This window comes from Rheinheimera texasensis DSM 17496 (genome assembly GCF_000711985.1).
Lineage (GTDB): Bacteria > Pseudomonadota > Gammaproteobacteria > Enterobacterales > Alteromonadaceae > Pararheinheimera > Pararheinheimera texasensis.
In genome coordinates this window covers 959,744-979,769 of the sequence record NZ_JONU01000007.1, presented here as the reverse complement: position 1 = coordinate 979,769, position 20,026 = coordinate 959,744, and the positions used below count along the sequence as shown (strand labels likewise).

Genomic DNA, 20,026 nt, shown 5'->3' with positions numbered 1-20,026 from the left:
TCATGAACAGGTTACATCAGCACAAGTTAGGGCAAAAAACACTGCTGGCGGCGGCTTTAGCGTCGCTTTGGTTGCCAGCGGTGGCACAGCAAACAACTACAACGCAAAAGCCGGCTGCAGATAAAAAGGCCGAACAGGAAATGGAAGTCATTGCCGTCACGTTCCGTGGCAGTCTGGTGGCTGCCGCCGATATCAAGCGACAAGACACTAAAGTGACAGACGCTATTACTACCGAAGATATCGGTAAATTTCCCAGCGAAAATATCGCTGAAGCTATCCAGCGTATCCCCGGCGTACAAATTTCTAACGTCAACGGCCGCGGCTCGACCATAAGTGTGCGGGGGCTTGGTTCACAATATGCCCGCACGACGTTGAACGGCCAGACCATGCAGAGCGCAGATTTCACCAGCGGCTTTCGTTTTGACATTATTCAGACCGAACTGGCCTCGACCATCGAAGTGATCAAATCACCGACCGCAAATATGGATAGCGGTGGTCTGGCCGGCACTATCAATATTGATACCGCTTCGCCTTTGTCATTTACTGAAACCAAAGTGTTATTGTCCGGCAAAGCGCAGTATTCAGAATTCTCGCCTGACAGTGGCGTCACGCCTAAAGGCAACATCACTTATATCGACCAGTTTGCTGATGGCACAGTCGGTGTGTTACTGAACCTGGGTTATCAGGAACTGAATGACCGGGTGGACAATTTCTGGATGGATCGCTGGTTTGTTGACAGTGCCGGTGATGTCACGCCGCGCCGGCCGCGTTACCGCCGGATTGACCGCGAAACCGATCGCGAACTGTTCAATGGCACTGTGCAATGGCGGCCGAACGATCAGTTTGAAACCAAGCTGACAGCAGTCTACGCCGGTGACGACACCAAACAGGATCTGAATCAGCAAGTGTTTTTGTTTAATGCCAATCAGATCACCCGGCTTGAAAGTGCCAGCAACAAGCTGTACGACAATATCCTGATTAAAGGCTTTACCACTGAGAATAACCGGCAGCTGGAAAGCAAAGACGCCACCAGTGACGCCTACACATTGGAATCAAAATACGAGCTCGACGACTGGACTTTCAAAGGTGTCGCCCATTACACCTCAGGCGAAGCCGAACACAACGAAGAGGCCGCAATTCTGGCAACTGTAATTTCACAGGCGCGGCTGGATATTTCTGACCCGTCCAATGTGATTTTCGAAATTGCCGACAATCTTGCCAGCGCAGCGTTGTACCCAACGGTGATGCCGCGTAACGAATATCCGAACGGTGCCAGCCGGCTGATGCAATCCGACGAAACTGCTTTACAGTTTGATGCGCAACGTGAATTAGAGTGGGGTTGGCTGCGACAAATTGACACCGGTGTCAAATTCCGCCGCGAAACTATGGACCGTGCTGTGTACCGTACCGACCGCGCCACTATTGGTCAGGCTGCGGCATCCGCTTTGCCTTCGATGGCGCAAACCGGCGAGCTGATCACTGATTTTCTCGATAACCAGATGTCGATCCAGCACAGCTGGATAGCGCCGAACATTCAGGCTTACCGTGATGCATTGGCAAAAGAAGGGGTTGTGGTGCCGACGCTGTTTGCAGCGCAGTCGAGTTACGGCGTTGAGCAGGACATCAAGTCGGTCTATCTGATGACCAACTTTGAGACCGAGCTGGCCGGCTTACCGCTGCGCGGCAATCTGGGTGGGCGCTATGAGGAAACGGAACGGGATATTGATACCTACATCACAGGCGCCAACCATCCGAATAACGAAGAGATCAAACTGGTGGTCGGTCAACTGACGCAGACGTTCAGCTACGACAACTTCTTGCCAAGTGCCAACCTGGTACTGGAATTGAATGAGGATATGCAGTTGCGTCTGGCTGCCGCCAAAGTACTGGTGCGGCCTATTCTGACGTCCAATACTCAGCTGGCCGCATCAGAAAGCTCAGCTGCCAACTCAGTCGGTAGCCGCACTTACACCGTCAACCTCGGTCAGCCGGAACTCAAAGCACTGACAGCGGATCAGTTTGACCTCGGCTGGGAGTGGTATTACAGCCGTGCCGACTCACTGACACTGAACCTGTTCCAGAAAGATATCAAAAACGGCACTGTCAGTGCGCTGGTTTGTCCGGACAGTTACAACGGCAAAACGCTGACCAGCAGTGGCGGCGATTGTGTAGATGGCAGTGGCAATATTTACGATATCACAGCGATTTACAACGACGCGTCGACGGTCAGAGTCAAAGGCTATGAGCTCGGCTGGACCCAGGGACTGGATGATTATCTGCCATGGGCTGGTTTTGGTGTGACTTCGAACTACACCCGCATCATGGTCGGCCAAAGTACCGGATTTAAACTGACTAACTCGTCGGAGCAAACCTGGAACATCACAGCTTACTGGGAAGACGACAGTTACAGCGCGCGCTTGTCGCTCAATCACCGCAGCCCTTATGTGCAGGATAGCAGTGACGCTTTTTTTGCCCGTGAAGGTCGTACCGTGGATGGCCGCAATCAGATTGACCTGCTGCTTGGCTGGAATATCGATGAGCAATGGTCAGTCCGGTTTGGTGCCCTGAATATCAATGGCAATGATGAAGAGGCCTATCGTGACGAAGTCACTCAGGCCTGGCAGACAACCAGCATCATCGGCCGCAGTTATTATCTGGGTGTGAATTTTAATCTATGAACCCTGAGGCTGGCGGTCTGACTGCCAGCCTCCCGTGTTAGAAGGAAAACAGCATGCATTTGAGCTTGTTTCGCCGGTCTCTGCTGGCCACTGTTACCGCTGCGGTTGTACTGACAGCCTGTCAGCCACATTCCGCCGCCGATCCGGCAGCCAAGGCACCGTCTGCAGCACAGAGCGTTACTATGACTGCGGCGTTTAACAGCGCCGAAGTGGCAGCAGCAGCGCCAGTGCAACAGGTCTTTGAGCGTGTTGCCGGGGTGAGCGACCAGGTCCGGTTTGCGTTGGTGCAAGACCAGCAAGCGGATTGGTATCAGCTGGAAGTGCGGGATGGCAAGCTCTATGTCAGCGGGAATGCACTGAGCGCTATCAGCTTTGGCGCTTATGAATATTTGCGCCAGATTGGCGCCATGTCGGTCAGCTGGGAAGGCAACCGTATCGCGTTGCCGGCCCGTTTTAATGATCAGCCGGCTGAACGGGTGGATGCTTTGTTTAAAAACCGGGCTTACCTGAATGTCTGTGCTTATGGTTACAGCACACCATGGTGGGGCTGGTCCCGCTGGCAGCAGGAACTGGACTGGATGGCGCTGCACGGCGTGAATAATCCGGTGGCGATGGAAGGTCAGGAATATGTCTGGCAGCAGTTGTGGCTTGAGTTTGGCGTGTCAGAAGCCGCATTAACTGAGTACTTTTCCGGACCTGCTTTTACGCCTTGGCAGCGCATGGGCAATATTGAGGGCCACGAAGGGCCATTGCCGGCTGGTTACATAGAGAAAAAGCGCCAGTTGCAAAAGCAAATTCTGCAACAAATGCAGCAGCTGGGCATGAAACCTGTGGTGCCGGCTTTCTCCGGGTACGTGCCAAAACAATTCAAGACCTTGTTCCCGCAGGCCAAAATTTCGGCGATGCCAAAATGGTCTGGTTTCAAGCACGAAACTTACTGGCTGGACCCGGCTGACCCGCTGTTCGCCAAAGTCGCGAAGCGTTTTATTGAGCTGTACAACGCCGAATATGGTCCGCAGCAATATTACCTGCTGGATGCCTTTAACGAGATGCTGCCGCCGGTATCAAAAGATTCCACGGCACAGCGGCTGGTTGATTTAGCCGGTTATGGCGCTGCGCTTTATCAGTCACTGGCCCAGGTGGTGCCGGATGCGACCTGGGTGATGCAGGGCTGGATGTTTGGTTCCGATGCACATTTTTGGGATTTAGCCTCGATTGAAGCATTCCTCAGCAAAGTGCCGTCGGACCGGCTGATGGTGCATGACATCGGTAATGACCGCTTTGATGTCTGGCAAAAAGCCGAAGGCTTTTATGGTAAAGAATGGGTGTTTGGTTTTATCCATAACTACGGTGCCAGCAACCCGGTTTATGGCGACTTTGATTTCTACCGCGACAAAGTGAATACCGCGCTTAATCATGCCGGCAAAGGCAATCTGACCGGTTACGGTGTATTTCCGGAGGGCATTCACTCCAATTCGTCCGCCTATGAATTTATGTTTGATCTGGCCTGGCGCGGTCAGGCGGCGGATACCCGGCAGTGGTTAAGTCAATACCTGCAAAGCCGCTATGGCGAGGTGAGTCCGGCGCTGTTCAGTAGCTGGTACAAGATTTACAAAGCGGTATTCAGTACCCGCTATTGGGAGCCACGCTGGTGGGAGGATTCAGCCGGCGCTTTCCTGCTGATGAAAAGACCTAATACCGAATATCTGCGCTATACCGGCGCGCCCGGCGATTTGATGCTGCTTGATCAGGCATTAAAAGAGCTGGTGGCGCTGCCGGCCGCTGAATTAAAGGCGTCGCTGTTGCAATACGACTTGATCGACTTTGTCCGTCACAGTGCCACGCAACATATCGACATGTTGTTACAGCACACCATGCTGGCGTATCAGCAAGGCAAAGTGGCGCAGGGCGATAAACTGCAGGCACAGGCACAAAGCCTGATCCTGGCAGTCGATGCACTGATGGCCTATGCACCCGCCGGCACTAATCGCGACACTTTGTACAGTTGGGTAGCTGAAGCCCGGGCTTATGCCGACACGCCGACAGAAGCGGAGTTGTACGAGCGCAATGCACGTCAGCAAGTGACGGTCTGGGGCGGTTTGAAACTAAAAGACTACGCCTCCAAAGCCTGGCATGGGCTTTATGCCGGTTATTACCTGCCACGCTGGCAGTTATTGTTCCAGGCCCAGCGTCACGCGGCCCAAAACGGCAAAGCATTGAATGCGCAGGCGGTCGAGCAGCAGCTGGTCGCGTTTGAGCAACAATGGTTGCAGCAACCGCTGCCACAGCCACAGCCTGCGCCGCAGGATCTGGTTGCTGCCATTGCGTCAATTCAGGCGCTGATCACGGCCAGCAAAGCGCCACCGTCAAATTTATAAGCAGCAACGGCCTGAAAAGGTTCAGGCCGTTCATCAACAGAACCTCAGCCTGTGACAGGCTGGCACAACTAGTTTGAGGATACAGATGCAACGACTTTTTGCTCTGGATGTGTTCCGCGGCCTGACGATCCTGCTGATGATCATGGTGAACAGCCCCGGCACTTACGGTACCTTTTCCCATGCTTATTGGGATGGCATCACTTTTGCCGATTATGTGTTCCCGTTTTTCGTCGTGATTGTCGGTGTTGCAATCGCGCTGGGTTTTAAAGCGGACCTCAGCGACGCCGCGAGGTGTCAGCTGGTACAAAAAATCGTGAAACGCAGTTGCATCATGTTTGCGCTGGGTCTCTTGGTGAATCTGCTTTACCTGAAGTTCAGCGATATCCGGGTGCTGGGTGTATTACAGCGGCTTGCCATCGTCTATCTGGTTTGTTCCTTACTCGTGCTTTATTGCCAAAGACGCACTTTGTGGTTGATGGCTGCAGCGCTGCTTGTGGGCTATTGGCTGTTGATTCTGTTGGTACCGGCACCCGGTCTGGTGGCTGGGCAACTGGAACGTGGTGCCAATCTGATCAACTGGTTCGACAGTGCGTTTTTACCGGGCATGTTGTGGCGCGGTAGCTGGGACCCTGAAGGGATCCTGAGCACAATACCGGCCATCGCCAGTGGTCTTGCCGGCGTATTGATTGGTCAGCTGATCCGCGCACATCAGGCCGGCGGACAGCAATCCCTCCCGTTATTAGTCAGTCAGCTGTTTGTCGGAGGTTTTGTCGCCTGTCTGCTCGGCTGGTTATGGAGCCTGCAGTTCCCGCTGATTAAGCAAATCTGGAGCAGTTCTTTTGTGCTGGTGACCTCCGGTATGGCCGCGATGTGCCTGGCGACACTGATTTATTACACCGATATCGCCGGTGGCCGCCGGTTTACGCGTTGGCCCGTGGTGTTTGGTTCCAACGCTATTGTTGCTTACGTGCTGCATGTGGCTATTGAGAAGCTGCTGGAAGTTCCGCTTGGCGACGCATCGGTGCTGGCCTGGTATCGCCAGCTGGCAGAAGCCGCCGGTTTTAATCAGTTCTGCACTGTCGGTCTCTGGACTTTAGTGTTCCTCGGTATTTGTTATTTACCGGTCTGGTGGCTGTATCGCCGGCAGATCTTTATCAAAATTTAACGCGGGTGAAGCAGATGCAGTTAAGCAATTCCGCCAGCAAGGTTCGCTATTACCTGGGTATTGATGGCGGCGGAACAAAATGTAAAGCACGGCTGACTGATTTACATGGCACTGTGTTGGCCGAAGCTGTGGCTGGTCCTGCCAATATCGCCACAGATTTGTCAGAGTCTGTCCGGTCGATCCTCGATGTCTGCCAACAACTGCTGCAACAGGCTGGTTTAACGCCGCTGGCGCTGGCGCAGTGCGGGGTAGTGGCTGGCCTTGCCGGCGCAAATTTACCGGCAGCAGCAGCTATGTTTGCGCAGTGGCAACATCCGTTTGCCTGGTTACATCTGACCACAGATCTGCATATTGCCTGCCTCGGTGCCCATGCCGGCGCCGATGGCGCCATGCTGATTTGTGGCACCGGTACCGCAGCCTTTTCGGTCGTCAATGGCCAGCAGTCGCTGTTCAGTGCACAGGGCTTTCCACTGGGCGACAAGGGCAGCGGCGCCTGGCTTGGCTGGCGTGCTGTCAGCCATACCCTCGATGTACTGGATGGCGTGGCACAAGAAAGTGCGCTCAGTGCTTTAGTGGTCAGTAAATTGCTGTCTAACACCCCCCAACAGGCCACAGCATTGATCAGCGTCTGCCGGGATTTTCGTGCGACGGAATTTGCCACCCTGGCCCCGGCGGTTTTCGCGGCTGCGCAGCGAAAAGACCAGGCTGCGCAGGATATTCTCAGGGATGGCGTGCAATACCTTGAAGCTTTGCTGCGTCGGCTGCAGCAAACCGGAGCCAGACAAATCGCCATGGCCGGCGGCGTAGCTGGCGCCATCAAAGAATTCCTTGCCGATGAGTGGCAGCAGCACTTATCTGCGGTAACGGCCCCACCCGAAGCCGGCGCTGTGCTGCTGGCACAGCAACTGGCCGCGCAGCCACCTGCAAAGCCTCAATTCTCAGAATCTGAATGTTCAGCAAATGCCAACGGCCCTGAGTGTCCGGCGGCAGCGACCCGGAGTATTGCGTGATGACCATGTCTTTAATGCAGCAGGAAGCCCGTGAAACCGCGGCGCGGATCCGCTGCCAACTGGAACAAAACCAGGCTTTATGTGCCAGCCTCGCGCAGCAGATCCGTGATTTTGCTCCTGCTTTTGTTTATATCGTCGGCCGCGGCACTTCTGACCATGCCGGTGTGTTTGCCCGCTATCTGATTGAAGTCGAACTGGGGTTAGTGGTGGCGGCTGCCGCACCTTCAGTCGCCAGCTTGTTTGGCCGCAAGCTGCAGCTCAACCGGGCCTTGGTGTTACTGATCTCCCAATCAGGCCGCAGTGAAGATTTGCTGGCGCAAGCCCGTGCCGCCCGTGACAGCGGAGCACTAGTGGTGGCGCTGGTTAATGATGCCAGCTCACCGCTGGCCCAGCTGGCCCATCATACGTTGCCGCTGCTTGCCGGGCCTGAGCGTGCGGTTGCCGCGACCAAGAGTTACCTGTGCACTTTGTCGGCATTACTGATGCTGGTCGCACAGTGGAAACAGGATGAAACTTTGCTGGCGGCGCTGAGTCAGCTACCGGATCAGCTGGACGAAGTTTGTCGCCAACCGGGCCGCCCACAATTTGGTGTACTACAACAAAGCCGGCATTGTGTGGTTCTCGGCCGGGCCTTTGGTTATGCCATTGCCCGGGAGATCGCGCTGAAAATCAAAGAAGTCTGCGGCATTCAGGCGGAGGCTTTCAGTAGCGCTGAGTTTTTGCACGGCCCGATTTCACTGTTAAATCAGCCGTTAGTCCTACTGAATGCTGCGATTGAGGACGAGTCGGCTGCAGCACATCAGCAACAAATCGATGAAGTGCGCCGCCGCGGCGGGGAAGTGCTGAATTTGGCCATAACGTTGCAGCATCAGGTGCATCCGAGGCTACAGCCTTTGTTGCTGATGCAACGTTTTTATCTGGATGTCGAGGCTCTGGCGCAGCTGCTGGGGCTCAATCCTGATGCGCCTAAGGGCCTCAATAAAGTGACCAGTACGGTATGAAGGTGCAAGTTGGCGAAAGCGGCGGATCGGCCGCAAGACATGAGCCGGCAGCACCAGCGCTGACGCAGTTATTTGCCCGGCGCTGCTTTGACGGCTCCGATTGGCTGGGGCCGGTGCTCCTGACTGTCACAGGCGCTCAGATCAGCGCTGTTGAGCCTTGTGAAGAAAGACAAGTACCGCCGGGCGTGCCAAAACTGCATTGTCTGGTGCCCGGCTTTATTGATGTACAGGTCAATGGTGGCGGCGGTGTGCTGCTGAATCAGCAGCCAGATGTGGCGGCGCTTAAACAGATGAGCCGGGCACATCTGGCTTATGGCACCACAAAAATGCTGCCAACACTCATCACCGACGATCTCCGGGTGATGCAACAAGCCGCCGATGCGGTTGCCGCTTTGCTGCAAGCGGACCCTGCCGGCTTGACTCATACTGTTGCCGGGATCCATTTTGAAGGCCCGCATTTATCCGGGAGCAAACCCGGGATCCATCCGACTGCGCAGATCCGGCCTTTGTCAGCAGCTGAGTTGGCATTGTTTAGCCGCAAAGATATTGGCATCGTCATGCTGACACTGGCGCCGGAAACAGTCAGCCCTGAGCAAATCAGTGCACTGTGTGCGCAAGGTGTCATTGTTTGTCTGGGCCATTCCAATGCCAGTTATCCGCAGGCCATGGCCGCAGTCGCCGCCGGTGCCCGCGGTTTTACTCACCTGATGAATGCAATGTCGCCATTAACCAGCCGTGAACCCGGTATGGTCGGCGCTGCGCTGACTGCGCAGGGCACTTTCAGTGGCTTAATTCTTGACCATCATCATTTGCATCCGGCCAGCGCCCGCCTGATGGCGCAATATCTGGGGCAGGAGCGGTTGGTGCTGGTGACGGATGCAATGGCGCATACCGGCAGCACTTTGCAGCAGCTGCAATACGGTGACAGCCGGATTGAACGGCGTCCGGCCAGCCCCGGCGGTGCCTTGGGTGGTCTGCGCGGCAGCGACAAACTCTGTCTGCCAGATGGCACCCTGGCAGGTTCTGCCCTGGATATGCAAAGTGCGTTACATCATCTGATTGCTGATTTACAACTGTCGCCAGAGCTTGGTCTTAGCGCCTGCAGCCGCAATCCGGCTTTGCTGATCCAACCGGCATTAACGCCTGCTGACCTGCCGTTTGGCGTGATAAGGCCTGGTGCGCGTGCCGATTTACTTGCACTGGACTCAGACTGGCAAATCAGCCAGATCTGGCTTGGCGGCGTCGCCGTGACTATGGCTGAACAAGGCACTGCCACTGCAGCCCACACTTTGACTGATAAGGAACTGTTATGACGAATGCCGCTTCAGTACGGCCCACCAACGCCTCAAGTTTGCAGCCTCTGCTGTTGATTGGCTTACTGTTTTTTGTCTTTGGTTTTATCACCTGGCTCAACGGCGCCTTGATCCCGTTTTTGCAATTAGTCTGTCAGCTCAGCGAGTTTGAGGCTCTGCTGGTCGCTTTCTCGTTTTATATCGCCTATGTCGTGATGGCGCTGCCGATGTCGGCGTTGTTGGCGCGGCTTGGCTACCAGCGGTCGATGGCGGCCGGGCTTGGCCTGATTGGTTTGGGCTGTGCTCTGTTTATCCCGGCAGCTTTATCGGCCAAATTTGGGTTGTTTTTGCTGGCACAATTTGTGGTCGGCGCTGGCCTGACGTTGTTACAGACGGCGTCCAATCCTTATCTGGTGCTATTAGGCCCGGCTGAATCTGCCGCCGCGCGGATCTCCCTGATGGGCATCCTGAACAAAAGCGCCGGTGTGCTGGCACCGCTGGTGTTTACCGCGTTGGTGCTGGCTGGTTTACCGCATATTGATCAACAAAGTCTGGCCGCGCTCGCGCCGGCTGAGCAAGAAGCGCAGCTTGCCATGCTGGCTGAGCAATTAGTATTACCTTACGCTGGCATCGCGGTTGCCATGGCGCTGTTGGCGTTGTTTTTACGTCAGGTGCATTTGCCGGCTTTAACCGACGCGGTGCCGGTGCGTACAGTCACTACTGCAGAAGTATTACAAGTTCGGCATTTGCGTTTAGGCGTGCTGACGCTGTTTTGTTATGTCGGCGTAGAGGTCATCGCCGGTGACACCATTGGGCTTTTTGGTCAGGCGCTTGGGTTGCCGAATGCGTTGTCACTGGCATCTTTTACCTTGTTTTTTATGGTAGTGGGTTATGTGCTGGGGCTGGTGCTGATCCCGCGCTGGCTGTCGCAGGCAAAAGCCCTGCAGGCTTCGGCTTTACTCGGTTTGGTGCTGACGTTGGCTATTGTGCTGCTGGACCGCAGCAGTCAAGTGATAGCGACTGTGCTGTGGGGCTGGACCGGGCTGCCGTTACTGCCGGATCCTGTCAGCTGCGTGGCGCTGTTGGGGCTTGCCAATGCAATGGTCTGGCCAACGGTGTGGCCACTGGCTTTGCAAGGGCTGGGTGATAAAACGCCGAAAGCGGCTGCCTTGCTGATCATGGGGATCGCCGGCGGCGCGGTATTGCCGCTGCTGTATGGTGCGCTGGCCGATGCGCAGGGACATCAACAGGCTTATCTGCTGCTATTGCCCTGTTATGCCTTTATTCTTTATTACGCGCTGGCTGGTCACAAACCGGTCGTGGCGAGAGCGCACTGATGATGAGTTCGGACGCGGTGAGATGAAACTGCTGCTTCAGCCAAAGCGTCTGATCAAGGCTAGCCTGAGGCTGGCTTTTGGTCTTTGTTGCTGCGTCGCTTCGCAGGCATCTGCAGTGCCTGAAGTTTTGCCGGATTGCCCGCTCAACCAGGCGCGCTGGCTCGGTTCCCATAACAGTTTTAAACCGGTGTTGCCGCCGGCTTATTATGAACGGGTGGCCACGCGCGTCGCGGCGTTGATCCCTGCGGAGCAACAAGCGGCCGCCCGGCAAAAACTGCGCAGCCTCGAATATGGCCACGCCAGTCTGACGGCGCAGCTCAATCAGGGGCTGCGCTTATTGGAGCTGGACTTTCTTAAAGATGCGCAGGGGGGGCGTTACGCCGCTCCGTTGTTTGCCACGGAAATGCAGCAGGCGATGGCTGCAATCGGCCATTTGGTCGCTCAGTATCTTCCGCCGTCACTGGCAAAGCCCGGTTTTAAAGTGCTGCATTTGCCGGACATAGATTTCGCCAGCCACTGCGCCGATGCGCGTCATTGTGTAGGGGCACTCAGGCAATGGTCAGAGGCCAACCCCGGACACTGGCCGGTACTGATTGTGATCAATATCCGCGAGCAGGGCGCCGGCGCTTATTTGCCGGCGACTCTGGCGGCAAAAGCAAGTCAGGCTGAGGCATGGCTTGCGGCTGATTATCAGGCGTTGGAACAGCTGTGGTTGCAAGGCCTCGGTCGAAACCGGTTGTTGATACCGGATGATGTGCGTCAGGCGCCATTAAGCCTTGCGGCCAGTCTGCGACAGCATGGCTGGCCGACGTTAAAACAGGCCGCGGGGCGTTTTGTGCTGTTATTTGACGGCTCGCCGGCGCAACTCGCTTTGTATCGCGCTGGTTACCCATCGCTGCAAGGCCGGCTGATGTTTGGCAATTATCCTGCTGATACTGACGAAGCGGCAATATTAGTGCTGAATGACCCGGCAAGCCAGCAAGCTGACATCACCAGCGCGCTGGCACAAGGCTTGTTAGTCCGTACCCGCAGTGATGACGGCAACGTGCTCCATCCAGCCCGTTTTACCCATGCGCTTAAAAGTGGCGCTCAGTTTATTTCATCGGATTTTTATTCAGGCGCGCCTCAAGGCGAGCCCGCGCAGCAATTTCGCCTGCCGGACCGGCCTTTTACCGAAGCGTTTTGCCATAACAGAGGAACTCCCTGATGCTGACCCGTCGTATTTTTCTGCAATCGGCGCTGGCCGCTGCTGCCGCTGCGCCGCTCCTGGCAAAAGCAGGGGCCGAGCCACAAAGCCGGTTGGCGCAATTTGAACAGTTGTATCTGCAGTTGGCTAAACACAATAACAGACCAGCATTGCCTGCCGGCAAAAGGGTGCTGGTCAAAAGCTTAGGTGTGGCTACCGATGGCAGCAGCAAAATCACTGCCACGCTACAGCAAGCGATTGATGCCTTAGCGGCCGCCGGAGGTGGTACTTTGCAGTTTGGTGAAGGCCAGTATCTGAGCGGCGCTTTGCAGCTTAAAAGCGGCGTGCAACTTGAGTTTGATGAAGGTGCAGTGCTTTTGGGCAGCGTCGATATCGTCGATTATTATGATGCACAAGGCCAGCTGCATGCGCTGCTCTGGGCCGACCAGGCCAGCAACATCGCTTTGTGCGGCAAAGGCCGCGTAGATGGGCAAGGTCGCCAGCTTGCCAATAATATCAGCGATTTACATCATTCCGGGCGCCGCATCGAGCCGGATTTTAACCTGTGGCGTAACCGCTCCAATCACCGCCCCCAAGTCATCGCTTTTACCCACTGCGAGAACATCCGCATTTATGACCTGACCATCGCCAACAGCGCAGCCTGGGTGCAGCACTATGGCGCCTGTACCGATCTGGTCATAGACGGTATCCGCGTTGATAGTGATTGCTACTGGAATAACGACGGCATCGATATCAACGATTGTCGCAAAGTACGGGTCAGCAACTGTTTTATCAATGCCGCCGATGACGCGATTTGCCTGAAATCGACCAAGGGTTTGTACAACGAAGATATTGAGATCCGCGACTGCGTGGTGCGCTCCTCAGCCAATGGCGTCAAGTTTGGCACTGAATCACAAGGCGGTTTTCGCCGTGTCAGCATCCGCAACATCGTGGTGTTTGATACTTACCGCGCCGCGGTGGCTTTAGAGAGCGTTGATGGTGCATTTTTAGAAGATGTCGAAGTCGACGGTATCGATGCGCAGCACGTCGGCTGTGCACTGTTTATCCGCCTGGGCCAGCGTAATATGGGCGTGGCGCCTGACAAAGCGGTCGGCACTTTGCGCAATGTGCGGATCCGCAACCTCAAAGCCAGTATTGCCTTTGGCCCGGCCGATTTGGCCTATCAGGTGCGTGGGCCTTTGCTGAACGCGCTGCATAACCCCATTCCTGCTTCCATTACCGGCCTGCCGGATGCCAAGGTGCATGACGTAGCGATGGAAAATATCGACATCAGCTATCCGGGCCGCGCTAATAGCGGCATGGCCTACCGGCCCTGGCATCAGCTGCATCTGGTGCCGCAGGAACGCGCGGCTTATCCGGAGTACAGCATGTTTGGTGAGCTGCCGGCTTATGGCTTGTTTGTCCGCCACGTCGATGGGCTGCAGCTGAAAAACATCCAAATCCGCTGTCGCGACGCCGATTTTCGCCCGGCGCTGGTGCTGGATGATGTGCGCCGGCTGAGCCTGCAGCAAGCCCATTTCGCCGGCACACAACGACCGCAGCTGGTACTGCAAAATGTGCCGCAGCCGTTGTTATTGGCGCTTAGCAGCGACAATCAAAGTGGCGTCGCTGAACTGCTGAGTGCAGACAATGGCGGTATCGCTTTGGTCAAACCGCTGGCGCCTTATTTTGAAACGGCGGCAGGGCCTGATAAAAATGCCACGCTGCAGTTTGTGCCTGCAGCGAAAGAGAAAAAATCATGAAGAATGTATTGTTTTTTACGCCGCTAAGCCTTGCTGTCGCTTTATCGCTGACGGGCTGTGCGCAGCAGAGTCAGCAATCAGAAGGCCAGCAATCACAGAGCCAGCCACAGGCAGCAAAGCCGGCAAAACACTGGCTGGCCGGCGACCACCATATCCACACCCATTACAGTGTGAAATGGGACAACAGCGTGTTTCCGCCCAAACCTATTATTGGCGGCGATGCCAAATATTCGATCCCGCTCAATGCCCAGATGGCAAGCCATTATGGCCTCGACTGGATAGTGCTGACCGACCATGGCGGGCCTAACCGTGCTGAGCTGGCGTTAAAACAAGCATATCCGGAACTGCTGGCATCACGGCGCGCGCTGCCGCAGATTTTGCAGTTTCATGGCATGGAATTCGACGTGCCGGGTAACGCGCCGGGCGGCCGTCACGCCAGTTTGATTATGCCGTACCGGCCTGATGCGGTCGTTAAAGACAGCAGACCGAATGAAGCCGAGCAACTGTTTAGCATTGAGCGGATTTACAACGGCCGTCAGGGCGTACCGCCGGCGCCGGAAAAAGCCGAAGATGCTTATATGCTAAAAGCGCTTGCGGCGATGGCGCAGCTGCCAGATCCACCGTTGCTGCTCGCCAATCACCCGGCGCGCCTCGCCAGGGGTTTTCGGCAATATTTTAAAATCACGCCGCAGCAATTACGCGACTGGCAGGACACAGCGCCCGGCGTGATGATTGGCATGACGGCCGCTGAGGGCCATCAGGCCGCCACCTTAAACGCGGACGGCAGCCCAAAACCAGACGGCATCCGCGGCGAATACCCGGACCATCCAACCTACGGCGGTTATGATCAGATGACCGCGCGCTTGGGCGGGGTCTGGGACAGTTTATTAAGCGAAGGTCGCCGGTTTTGGGTGACTGGTGTCTCCGACAGTCACGGCCATTACACCGACGGCTGGGCCGATTTCTGGCCCGGCCAATATGCCAAAACTTATGTGTTGGCCGACAAAAACTACGACGCCATTTTTGCAGCGCTGAAAAACGGCACCATCTTTGTCACCACCGGCGATTTAATCGACGAGCTGGATCTCAGTGTGCAAGAGCAGGGCATGCAGGAGCAGGGCGCCCAAGGGCTGGGCGCTGACAGCACAAAAGTAGCAAAAGCCGGTGAGAGCCTGCAGATCAAAGCCGGCAGCGACGTTTTAGTGCAAATCCGCTTTCGCGTACCGGCCGCTTTAAACGGCGGGCTCGAACGACCACAAGTGGCCCGACTGGATGTCATAGGCGGCCAAGTCACAGGCCCTGCAGCTGACCGTAACGCTGACGAAGCACCACAAACCCGTGTGCTGCAGCGCTTTGACCAGACTGAGTTTAAAAAAGTATCCGACGACAGTAACGGCGTGGTCTATCAGCTCAGTTACTCGCTGAAAAACCTGCAACAAAGCCAGTACATCCGCCTGCGCGGCACCAACCTGCGCGACGAGCTGGAACCCAAAGCCGACACCAAAGGCGAAAACCCTTGGAGCGATTTGTGGTTTTACAGCAATCCGGTGTTTATTGAGGTGCAAAAATAACGCGTAACTTACGGTCGTTTATAACAGGCAGCAACAGCTATTGGTATGGGGGGATTGGCGTCCACAGGATAAAAGGCCGCTAGGCGCTGGCTTTTTTATCCTGTGGCTTGAGTTGCAGATTAACGTTGCTGGCGTTGCCGTGAACGAATACCACCGGCGAGCAGTAAAGTTGCGATGCCAAACAAAGACATGCTACCAGGAGTTGACACAGCTGCAGCCTGGTCAGAGAACGATGCTTCAAACGCTGCATCGCCATAATTACCTAAAAAGTTATCCCAGGTGGTGGTGGTCAGTTGCGAGAAGTCGCTGTTATTGAAGAACACAAAAGCACCACCCGTGTAAGCCGCCGGATTTGATAAGAAACCCATAGTCGTCGTGGTATTGCCATTGGCACCCAAGCCCGAAGCGCTCAGAAAAGCGACATATTGTTGTCCCGCAGTCAGGCTGACGCCACCGGTATTAAAACTAAACTTAGTAAAACCGGCTTGACCTGTTGGTATCCAGTTAGAGGCACTGCTGTACAAAATCGGGCCAGTAGCTTTCAGGCCGTCCCAACGTGCGATATAGGCAGCAAAAGCTGTGTTACTTGAAGCGACATTGCTGAGATAAAAAGAAAAACTATCGATTTTGCTACCAAGTGCCGCCGTTGCTGTAAACGTTTGACCATAGGTGGCTGTTTCCGGTTGACCGAACGGACTGATATTTGGTTGTCCGGCACTGTTCCAGGCTGCTGTGGTGTCAATAACACCGGCGTTAGCAACACTGGCGAGCAACATACTGAGAGAGAGAAGAATAGTCTTTTTCATTTTTAAACTCCTAAGCTGAATCTATGGTTACATAGCATAATAGATGCCATGAAATTAACTTACTGATTAATATAAATATTATTAAGATCTAATAAATTAAGTGCTTTTATGTGTAAAGTGTTCTGACAACCATTGTAAATATTTGAACCCCGCCAGCACGGTTAGCGCCCATTCACGCGTCCCGCGATCACTCCTGAACGCAGGCTCCACGGCTGGCTTGGTTGGAATATGGGGACTGCAGTATTGATTGAATTGCTGACATTTGGCGCTGTCTGAACCTCTGGTTGTCACGGAATGAGGGGGCCAACAAAGGAAACCTGGACAGGTTAGTTGTACCCGCAGCTCTACAAAACTCGTGATGACCTCAGATCTTTTTGCCCAATCATAAGCGGTCCGGTATGTCGTTTCAGCCAATTGTTGTTGGCGAAAAAATGTAATACAGTCAAGGCTGTAACCAGAGCACAATATAGGTTAAGCAGTGAGCCGCTGAGCCACCTGATATTGCCTCAGGCAAGGCGAAAAACCGAAGGAATACTGGTGCTCCTTCGAGCTGTGGCAACGCAGCTGTTCAGCCGTTCTCTGTTACCGCTTTTTAGAACTGAATGGTGCTCTGAGCATGGAGGCGAAATGTTGATTAACTGGCTATCACACAAAGACCTGAAGGATTCGGATACTGTGCTCATCAGAGGCACAGCGGTTGTTTTATTCGCCGGCTCAGTCTTTGTGTTCAACGAGCTGTTTTTCTGGCAGCCAAACTTGTTATTGCTGGTCGCTATCTCGATAGTTGCCGGTGCCATTGGCTTTTTAGTCGCAAAATTTACACCTGTTATCATCAAAGTGATCCCGATTGTGATAGTCATGGGCTTGGCCGCGTCAGGTGCGAAGAGCTTGTACGATTTCTTCTATTTTAAGAACGTATATATCGAACCGTTTTTAGCAAAAACAGACAACTGTAAGGCCTTGGGCCTGGAGCTTGTTAATAAACATAACTTAGCCGCATGTGTCGCCAAAGACTCGAAAACTATCAGGCAAAGCTGCCAACACGTTGTAGGCAACGAATGGAGTTGTAGTGTTGTGTCCTGGTCGGATGTCATCGCTGAGCCGAAAGGGCTTGCAAACACTACCGCTGATCCAGATATGCCATAACTGTTGATAATCAGCTAACTGGATAAAAAACGTCAGTTGATGTGCGGTTGCTATGCGGATTGATTGCAAAATAGAAAGCTTGAATAGTAGTGGTAGCCTGGATACCAGCCTCTCTTTACCGCCTTATTGAAAACAGAATGATTGTTGTTAAACTGCATCAAATTTTAATGGGATGTAATTTGATGACTGCTGTCCCCGCCTTAGAAATTCTGCCCGCCGGGCTTGAAGATAAAACCACCATCTGGAACCTGTTCCAGTTTTATTGTTACGACACTTCCAATTACGACGGCTATGACGTCGAAGCTGACGGCAAATATAAGATGTGTGCCGACTATTTTGGCCAATATTGGACCTTGCCACGCTGGAGTGCTTATCTGCTGAAAATAGACGACGCCCCTGCAGGCTTTGCGCTGATAGAACCGTCGGATGCGGTTGCCGAAGCGCAGGAGCTGGCCGACTTGTTTATCATGAGCCGGTTTCGCCGCCGCGGCATCGCCCGCCAGGTGGTGCAGCATTTTATGGCGCAGCGCTGTATCCCCTGGACCATTACGACCTTCAATGACGGCGCCGATGCCATTGCATTCTGGCAACAGCTGTTTAGCATGCCGCAATTTCAGGTCAGCCATACTCTGCCAGATCCGGATGGCCGCGACGCCACTGTGCATGTGCTGCTGCCGAACGTTGTAAACCAAGCTTAGTTAATGATAGTCAAGGCACTTTCTGAGCATGCCTGTGTTTACACTATAAAGTTTTCAGCGACGATGCTGATTATGCAAAAGCCCGGCAACGTCGCCGGTTGAAGTGTTGTATGGGCTTTATTTACTTTTATAAACAAGCGCTTGAAGCGGGTAAGGACGCGTATCGTGGCAAAGCCAACACCGCCACCACTGCGTTCGCCCGTTCGCGCCTCCCGCGCTCACTCTTGATCGCTCACTCCGCGGATGCCGATGCTGGCTTTGTTGGGGTTTGCTGATAGCAGCTTATAGAGAGTAAACAGTGCGTTTTGGGGTCAGAGTGACATCGAGTGCAACGAGTTGTTCGGCGTCACTGAACCAACGCATGATGTAAGCACGATCATGGCTGTTTGAACTCGTCGGACGTTGGGCACGCCGATGGCAGATCTGCGGTACGGTCCGTTTTCATTGCTCTATAGCTTTGTATGAGCTCTTCCGCTGAATAGGCAGAAATTCCATAGTCCGAAACGTGGTACTCATGAGTTGCAGTACCGAAGCCAGTACATATCTCAGAAACGACGTTATATACGCCGTTACCGTCTGGCTCACGAAAAAGAACATACACGAAGCGCCTTCCGGCATGATCAATGAACGAGCCAGTCTGTACGGTATCCCTAGCTGGGGTTTTCAATGGCGGGGTTTGGACCTTTATGAAGTCGGCAATCACTAAGCTAGAGAGGTTCACGGCTACAGTTGCGTCGTACGAAAAGTCCTCAAGGTTGGATGCGGCGTAGCAGGTTGAGCTAAACCAGGCCGCTATGCCAAGTAAGCGCCTCAAATAACGAGTCTTCCAATAGTTTCTCATGTAAAGCGGCTCCGGATGCGACTGTGACGCCGAACTACCAAATTTAGCGCGGGAAAACACGCATGCGTTTTGCCGTCGCAGCCCATGAGCAGCGTGGGCGATTAACATTTGCTTGTTAGGGCCGACAACCGCCTCAGTTATACGACCGATTATAAATATCTAAACTTAAACCAATTCTACGTTGGCCAAGTGCCAACATGATTTCAGGTGACAAGCTCAAACCATCATTCGAGTTGCCCATAAACAAGCCGCAGAACATATCAACTTTGTAACTTTCGCGGAGTTTTTCCCATGTATCAAAGTCACTTGTTAGCTGGGATAAAATTTCCTCAATCTGGGCGTTTAGATCTTCAGGCTCTCTCTTTTGAGCATGTAAATGCCAACTACCTGTTTTGGCAATCCGAACCTTTCCACTAGTTTTACCGACCTCTTCATCACCTTTCTTTTTACTTTTAGTGGGTTTGGCGCCAAGTAAATCTGAAATGTCGTCAGGTATTAAATCATCCCCGAAGATCCGGAGTGTTGCTTGTGAATATTCAAGTGCACCCATTAAAGGCCCCAACATATTAATCAAATGCAAAATACATGCTTTTAAGCCTGCGCTGTGCCTTTGATTTTTTTAACATTAGTTCACACTACCGAAAAAGGATACAGACCTCAAGCCTTTGCGTCTGGTGCATTCTTTGTAGAAAGCGAACGCGTGCAGGGGGTCTTTGATTTGTGATTGCACATCAAATTTTCATTTGCCGGATGGTGTCTTCAGGGGCTTGAGACGCCAGTCTTGTGGCGATCATCTTGATATCGTCCGCCGTGATGTTCGCGAGGAAATTCAAAGATGTACGGCGGCGCTTCGCTAGCCGATACCTACAGATCCAATTCTTGTAAGTAGATACGTACAAGTGAAGCCCGCCGCTGTTCCAAAAGAACTGTCAAAGCGGCCGGAGGATTACTAAAGCAGACCCTCTGCGGCAGGGATGCCGCAGAGGAGCCTACATGGATGTATTCACGGCGTGCGTGTGACGCCCAGTCTTGTGTAATCGTCCGTGCCGTTTGCTGCGGATTCGCAGCGAATTCATTCTTTCCAAAATTATAAAACTTGCTCATCACAGTGACTGAGGGCTATCGCAATCATCGAAGCCGACAAACAAAAAGCC

At 53.9% G+C, this 20,026-nt stretch carries 14 protein-coding genes; 12 read left to right on the top strand and 2 right to left on the bottom strand.

The features are described from left to right. Positions 1-2: 2 nt before the first annotated feature. The 10 genes from Q399_RS0104535 to Q399_RS0104490 all read left to right on the top strand — a co-directional run bounded on the left by Q399_RS0104535 (position 3) and on the right by Q399_RS0104490 (position 15,381). A complete protein-coding gene (locus tag Q399_RS0104535) occupies positions 3-2,678 on the top strand; it encodes a TonB-dependent receptor (protein WP_031566059.1) in 2,676 nt (891 codons plus the stop codon). Positions 2,679-2,731: 53 nt separating this feature from the next. Then, positions 2,732-5,056, top strand: coding sequence for an alpha-N-acetylglucosaminidase (locus tag Q399_RS0104530; RefSeq protein WP_084164084.1), 2,325 nt, complete (start codon positions 2,732-2,734; stop codon positions 5,054-5,056). 85 nt (positions 5,057-5,141) lie between these two features. After that, complete coding sequence (locus tag Q399_RS0104525) at positions 5,142-6,221, top strand: acyltransferase family protein (protein WP_031566054.1); 1,080 nt, start codon at positions 5,142-5,144, stop codon at positions 6,219-6,221. 14 nt (positions 6,222-6,235) lie between these two features. Next, positions 6,236-7,231: a glucosamine kinase nucleotide-binding domain-containing protein gene (locus Q399_RS0104520; RefSeq protein WP_051685736.1), complete on the top strand. Its 996-nt coding sequence runs from the start codon at positions 6,236-6,238 to the stop codon at positions 7,229-7,231. After that, positions 7,231-8,232, top strand: a complete 1,002-nt coding sequence (gene nagB-II, locus Q399_RS0104515) for a glucosamine-6-phosphate deaminase NagB-II (RefSeq protein WP_031566050.1) — start codon at positions 7,231-7,233, stop codon at positions 8,230-8,232. The genes Q399_RS0104520 and nagB-II overlap by 1 nt, the downstream gene beginning before the upstream one ends. Then, the gene (locus Q399_RS0104510) at positions 8,229-9,545 is read left to right on the top strand and encodes an N-acetylglucosamine-6-phosphate deacetylase (RefSeq protein ID WP_051685735.1); all 1,317 of its coding nucleotides are present in this window, start codon (positions 8,229-8,231) and stop codon (positions 9,543-9,545) included. Before nagB-II ends, Q399_RS0104510 begins: the two co-directional genes overlap by 4 nt. Next, a complete protein-coding gene (locus Q399_RS0104505) occupies positions 9,542-10,861 on the top strand; it encodes a sugar MFS transporter (RefSeq protein WP_031566045.1) in 1,320 nt (439 codons plus the stop codon). The genes Q399_RS0104510 and Q399_RS0104505 overlap by 4 nt, the downstream gene beginning before the upstream one ends. 22 nt (positions 10,862-10,883) lie before the next feature. Continuing rightward, positions 10,884-12,068 carry a Ca2+-dependent phosphoinositide-specific phospholipase C gene (locus Q399_RS0104500; protein WP_051685734.1) on the top strand — a complete coding sequence of 395 codons (1,185 nt, stop codon included), beginning with the start codon at positions 10,884-10,886 and terminating at the stop codon, positions 12,066-12,068. After that, a complete protein-coding gene (locus tag Q399_RS0104495) occupies positions 12,068-13,810 on the top strand; it encodes a glycoside hydrolase family 28 protein (RefSeq protein WP_051685733.1) in 1,743 nt (580 codons plus the stop codon). Before Q399_RS0104500 ends, Q399_RS0104495 begins: the two co-directional genes overlap by 1 nt. After that, positions 13,807-15,381, top strand: coding sequence for a phosphoesterase (locus Q399_RS0104490; RefSeq protein ID WP_031566040.1), 1,575 nt, complete (start codon positions 13,807-13,809; stop codon positions 15,379-15,381). Before Q399_RS0104495 ends, Q399_RS0104490 begins: the two co-directional genes overlap by 4 nt. 119 nt (positions 15,382-15,500) lie before the next feature. On the opposite strand, the gene Q399_RS0104485 is transcribed toward Q399_RS0104490, so the two are convergent. Further along, a complete protein-coding gene (locus Q399_RS0104485; protein ID WP_157836221.1) occupies positions 15,501-16,187 on the bottom strand; it encodes a PEP-CTERM sorting domain-containing protein in 687 nt (228 codons plus the stop codon). 627 nt (positions 16,188-16,814) lie between these two features. Here Q399_RS0104485 and Q399_RS0104480 point away from each other — a divergent pair. Further along, positions 16,815-17,333 (top strand): hypothetical protein, encoded by a 519-nt coding sequence (locus Q399_RS0104480; RefSeq protein ID WP_031566038.1) that lies wholly within the window; start codon positions 16,815-16,817, stop codon positions 17,331-17,333. A gap of 182 nt (positions 17,334-17,515) precedes the next feature. After that, the gene (locus Q399_RS0104475; protein ID WP_031566036.1) at positions 17,516-18,031 is read left to right on the top strand and encodes a GNAT family N-acetyltransferase; all 516 of its coding nucleotides are present in this window, start codon (positions 17,516-17,518) and stop codon (positions 18,029-18,031) included. A 974-nt stretch (positions 18,032-19,005) separates the two neighbouring features. On the opposite strand, the gene Q399_RS0104460 is transcribed toward Q399_RS0104475, so the two are convergent. Then, a complete protein-coding gene (locus tag Q399_RS0104460) occupies positions 19,006-19,422 on the bottom strand; it encodes a DUF4279 domain-containing protein (RefSeq protein WP_031566032.1) in 417 nt (138 codons plus the stop codon). Positions 19,423-20,026: the final 604 nt, after the last annotated feature.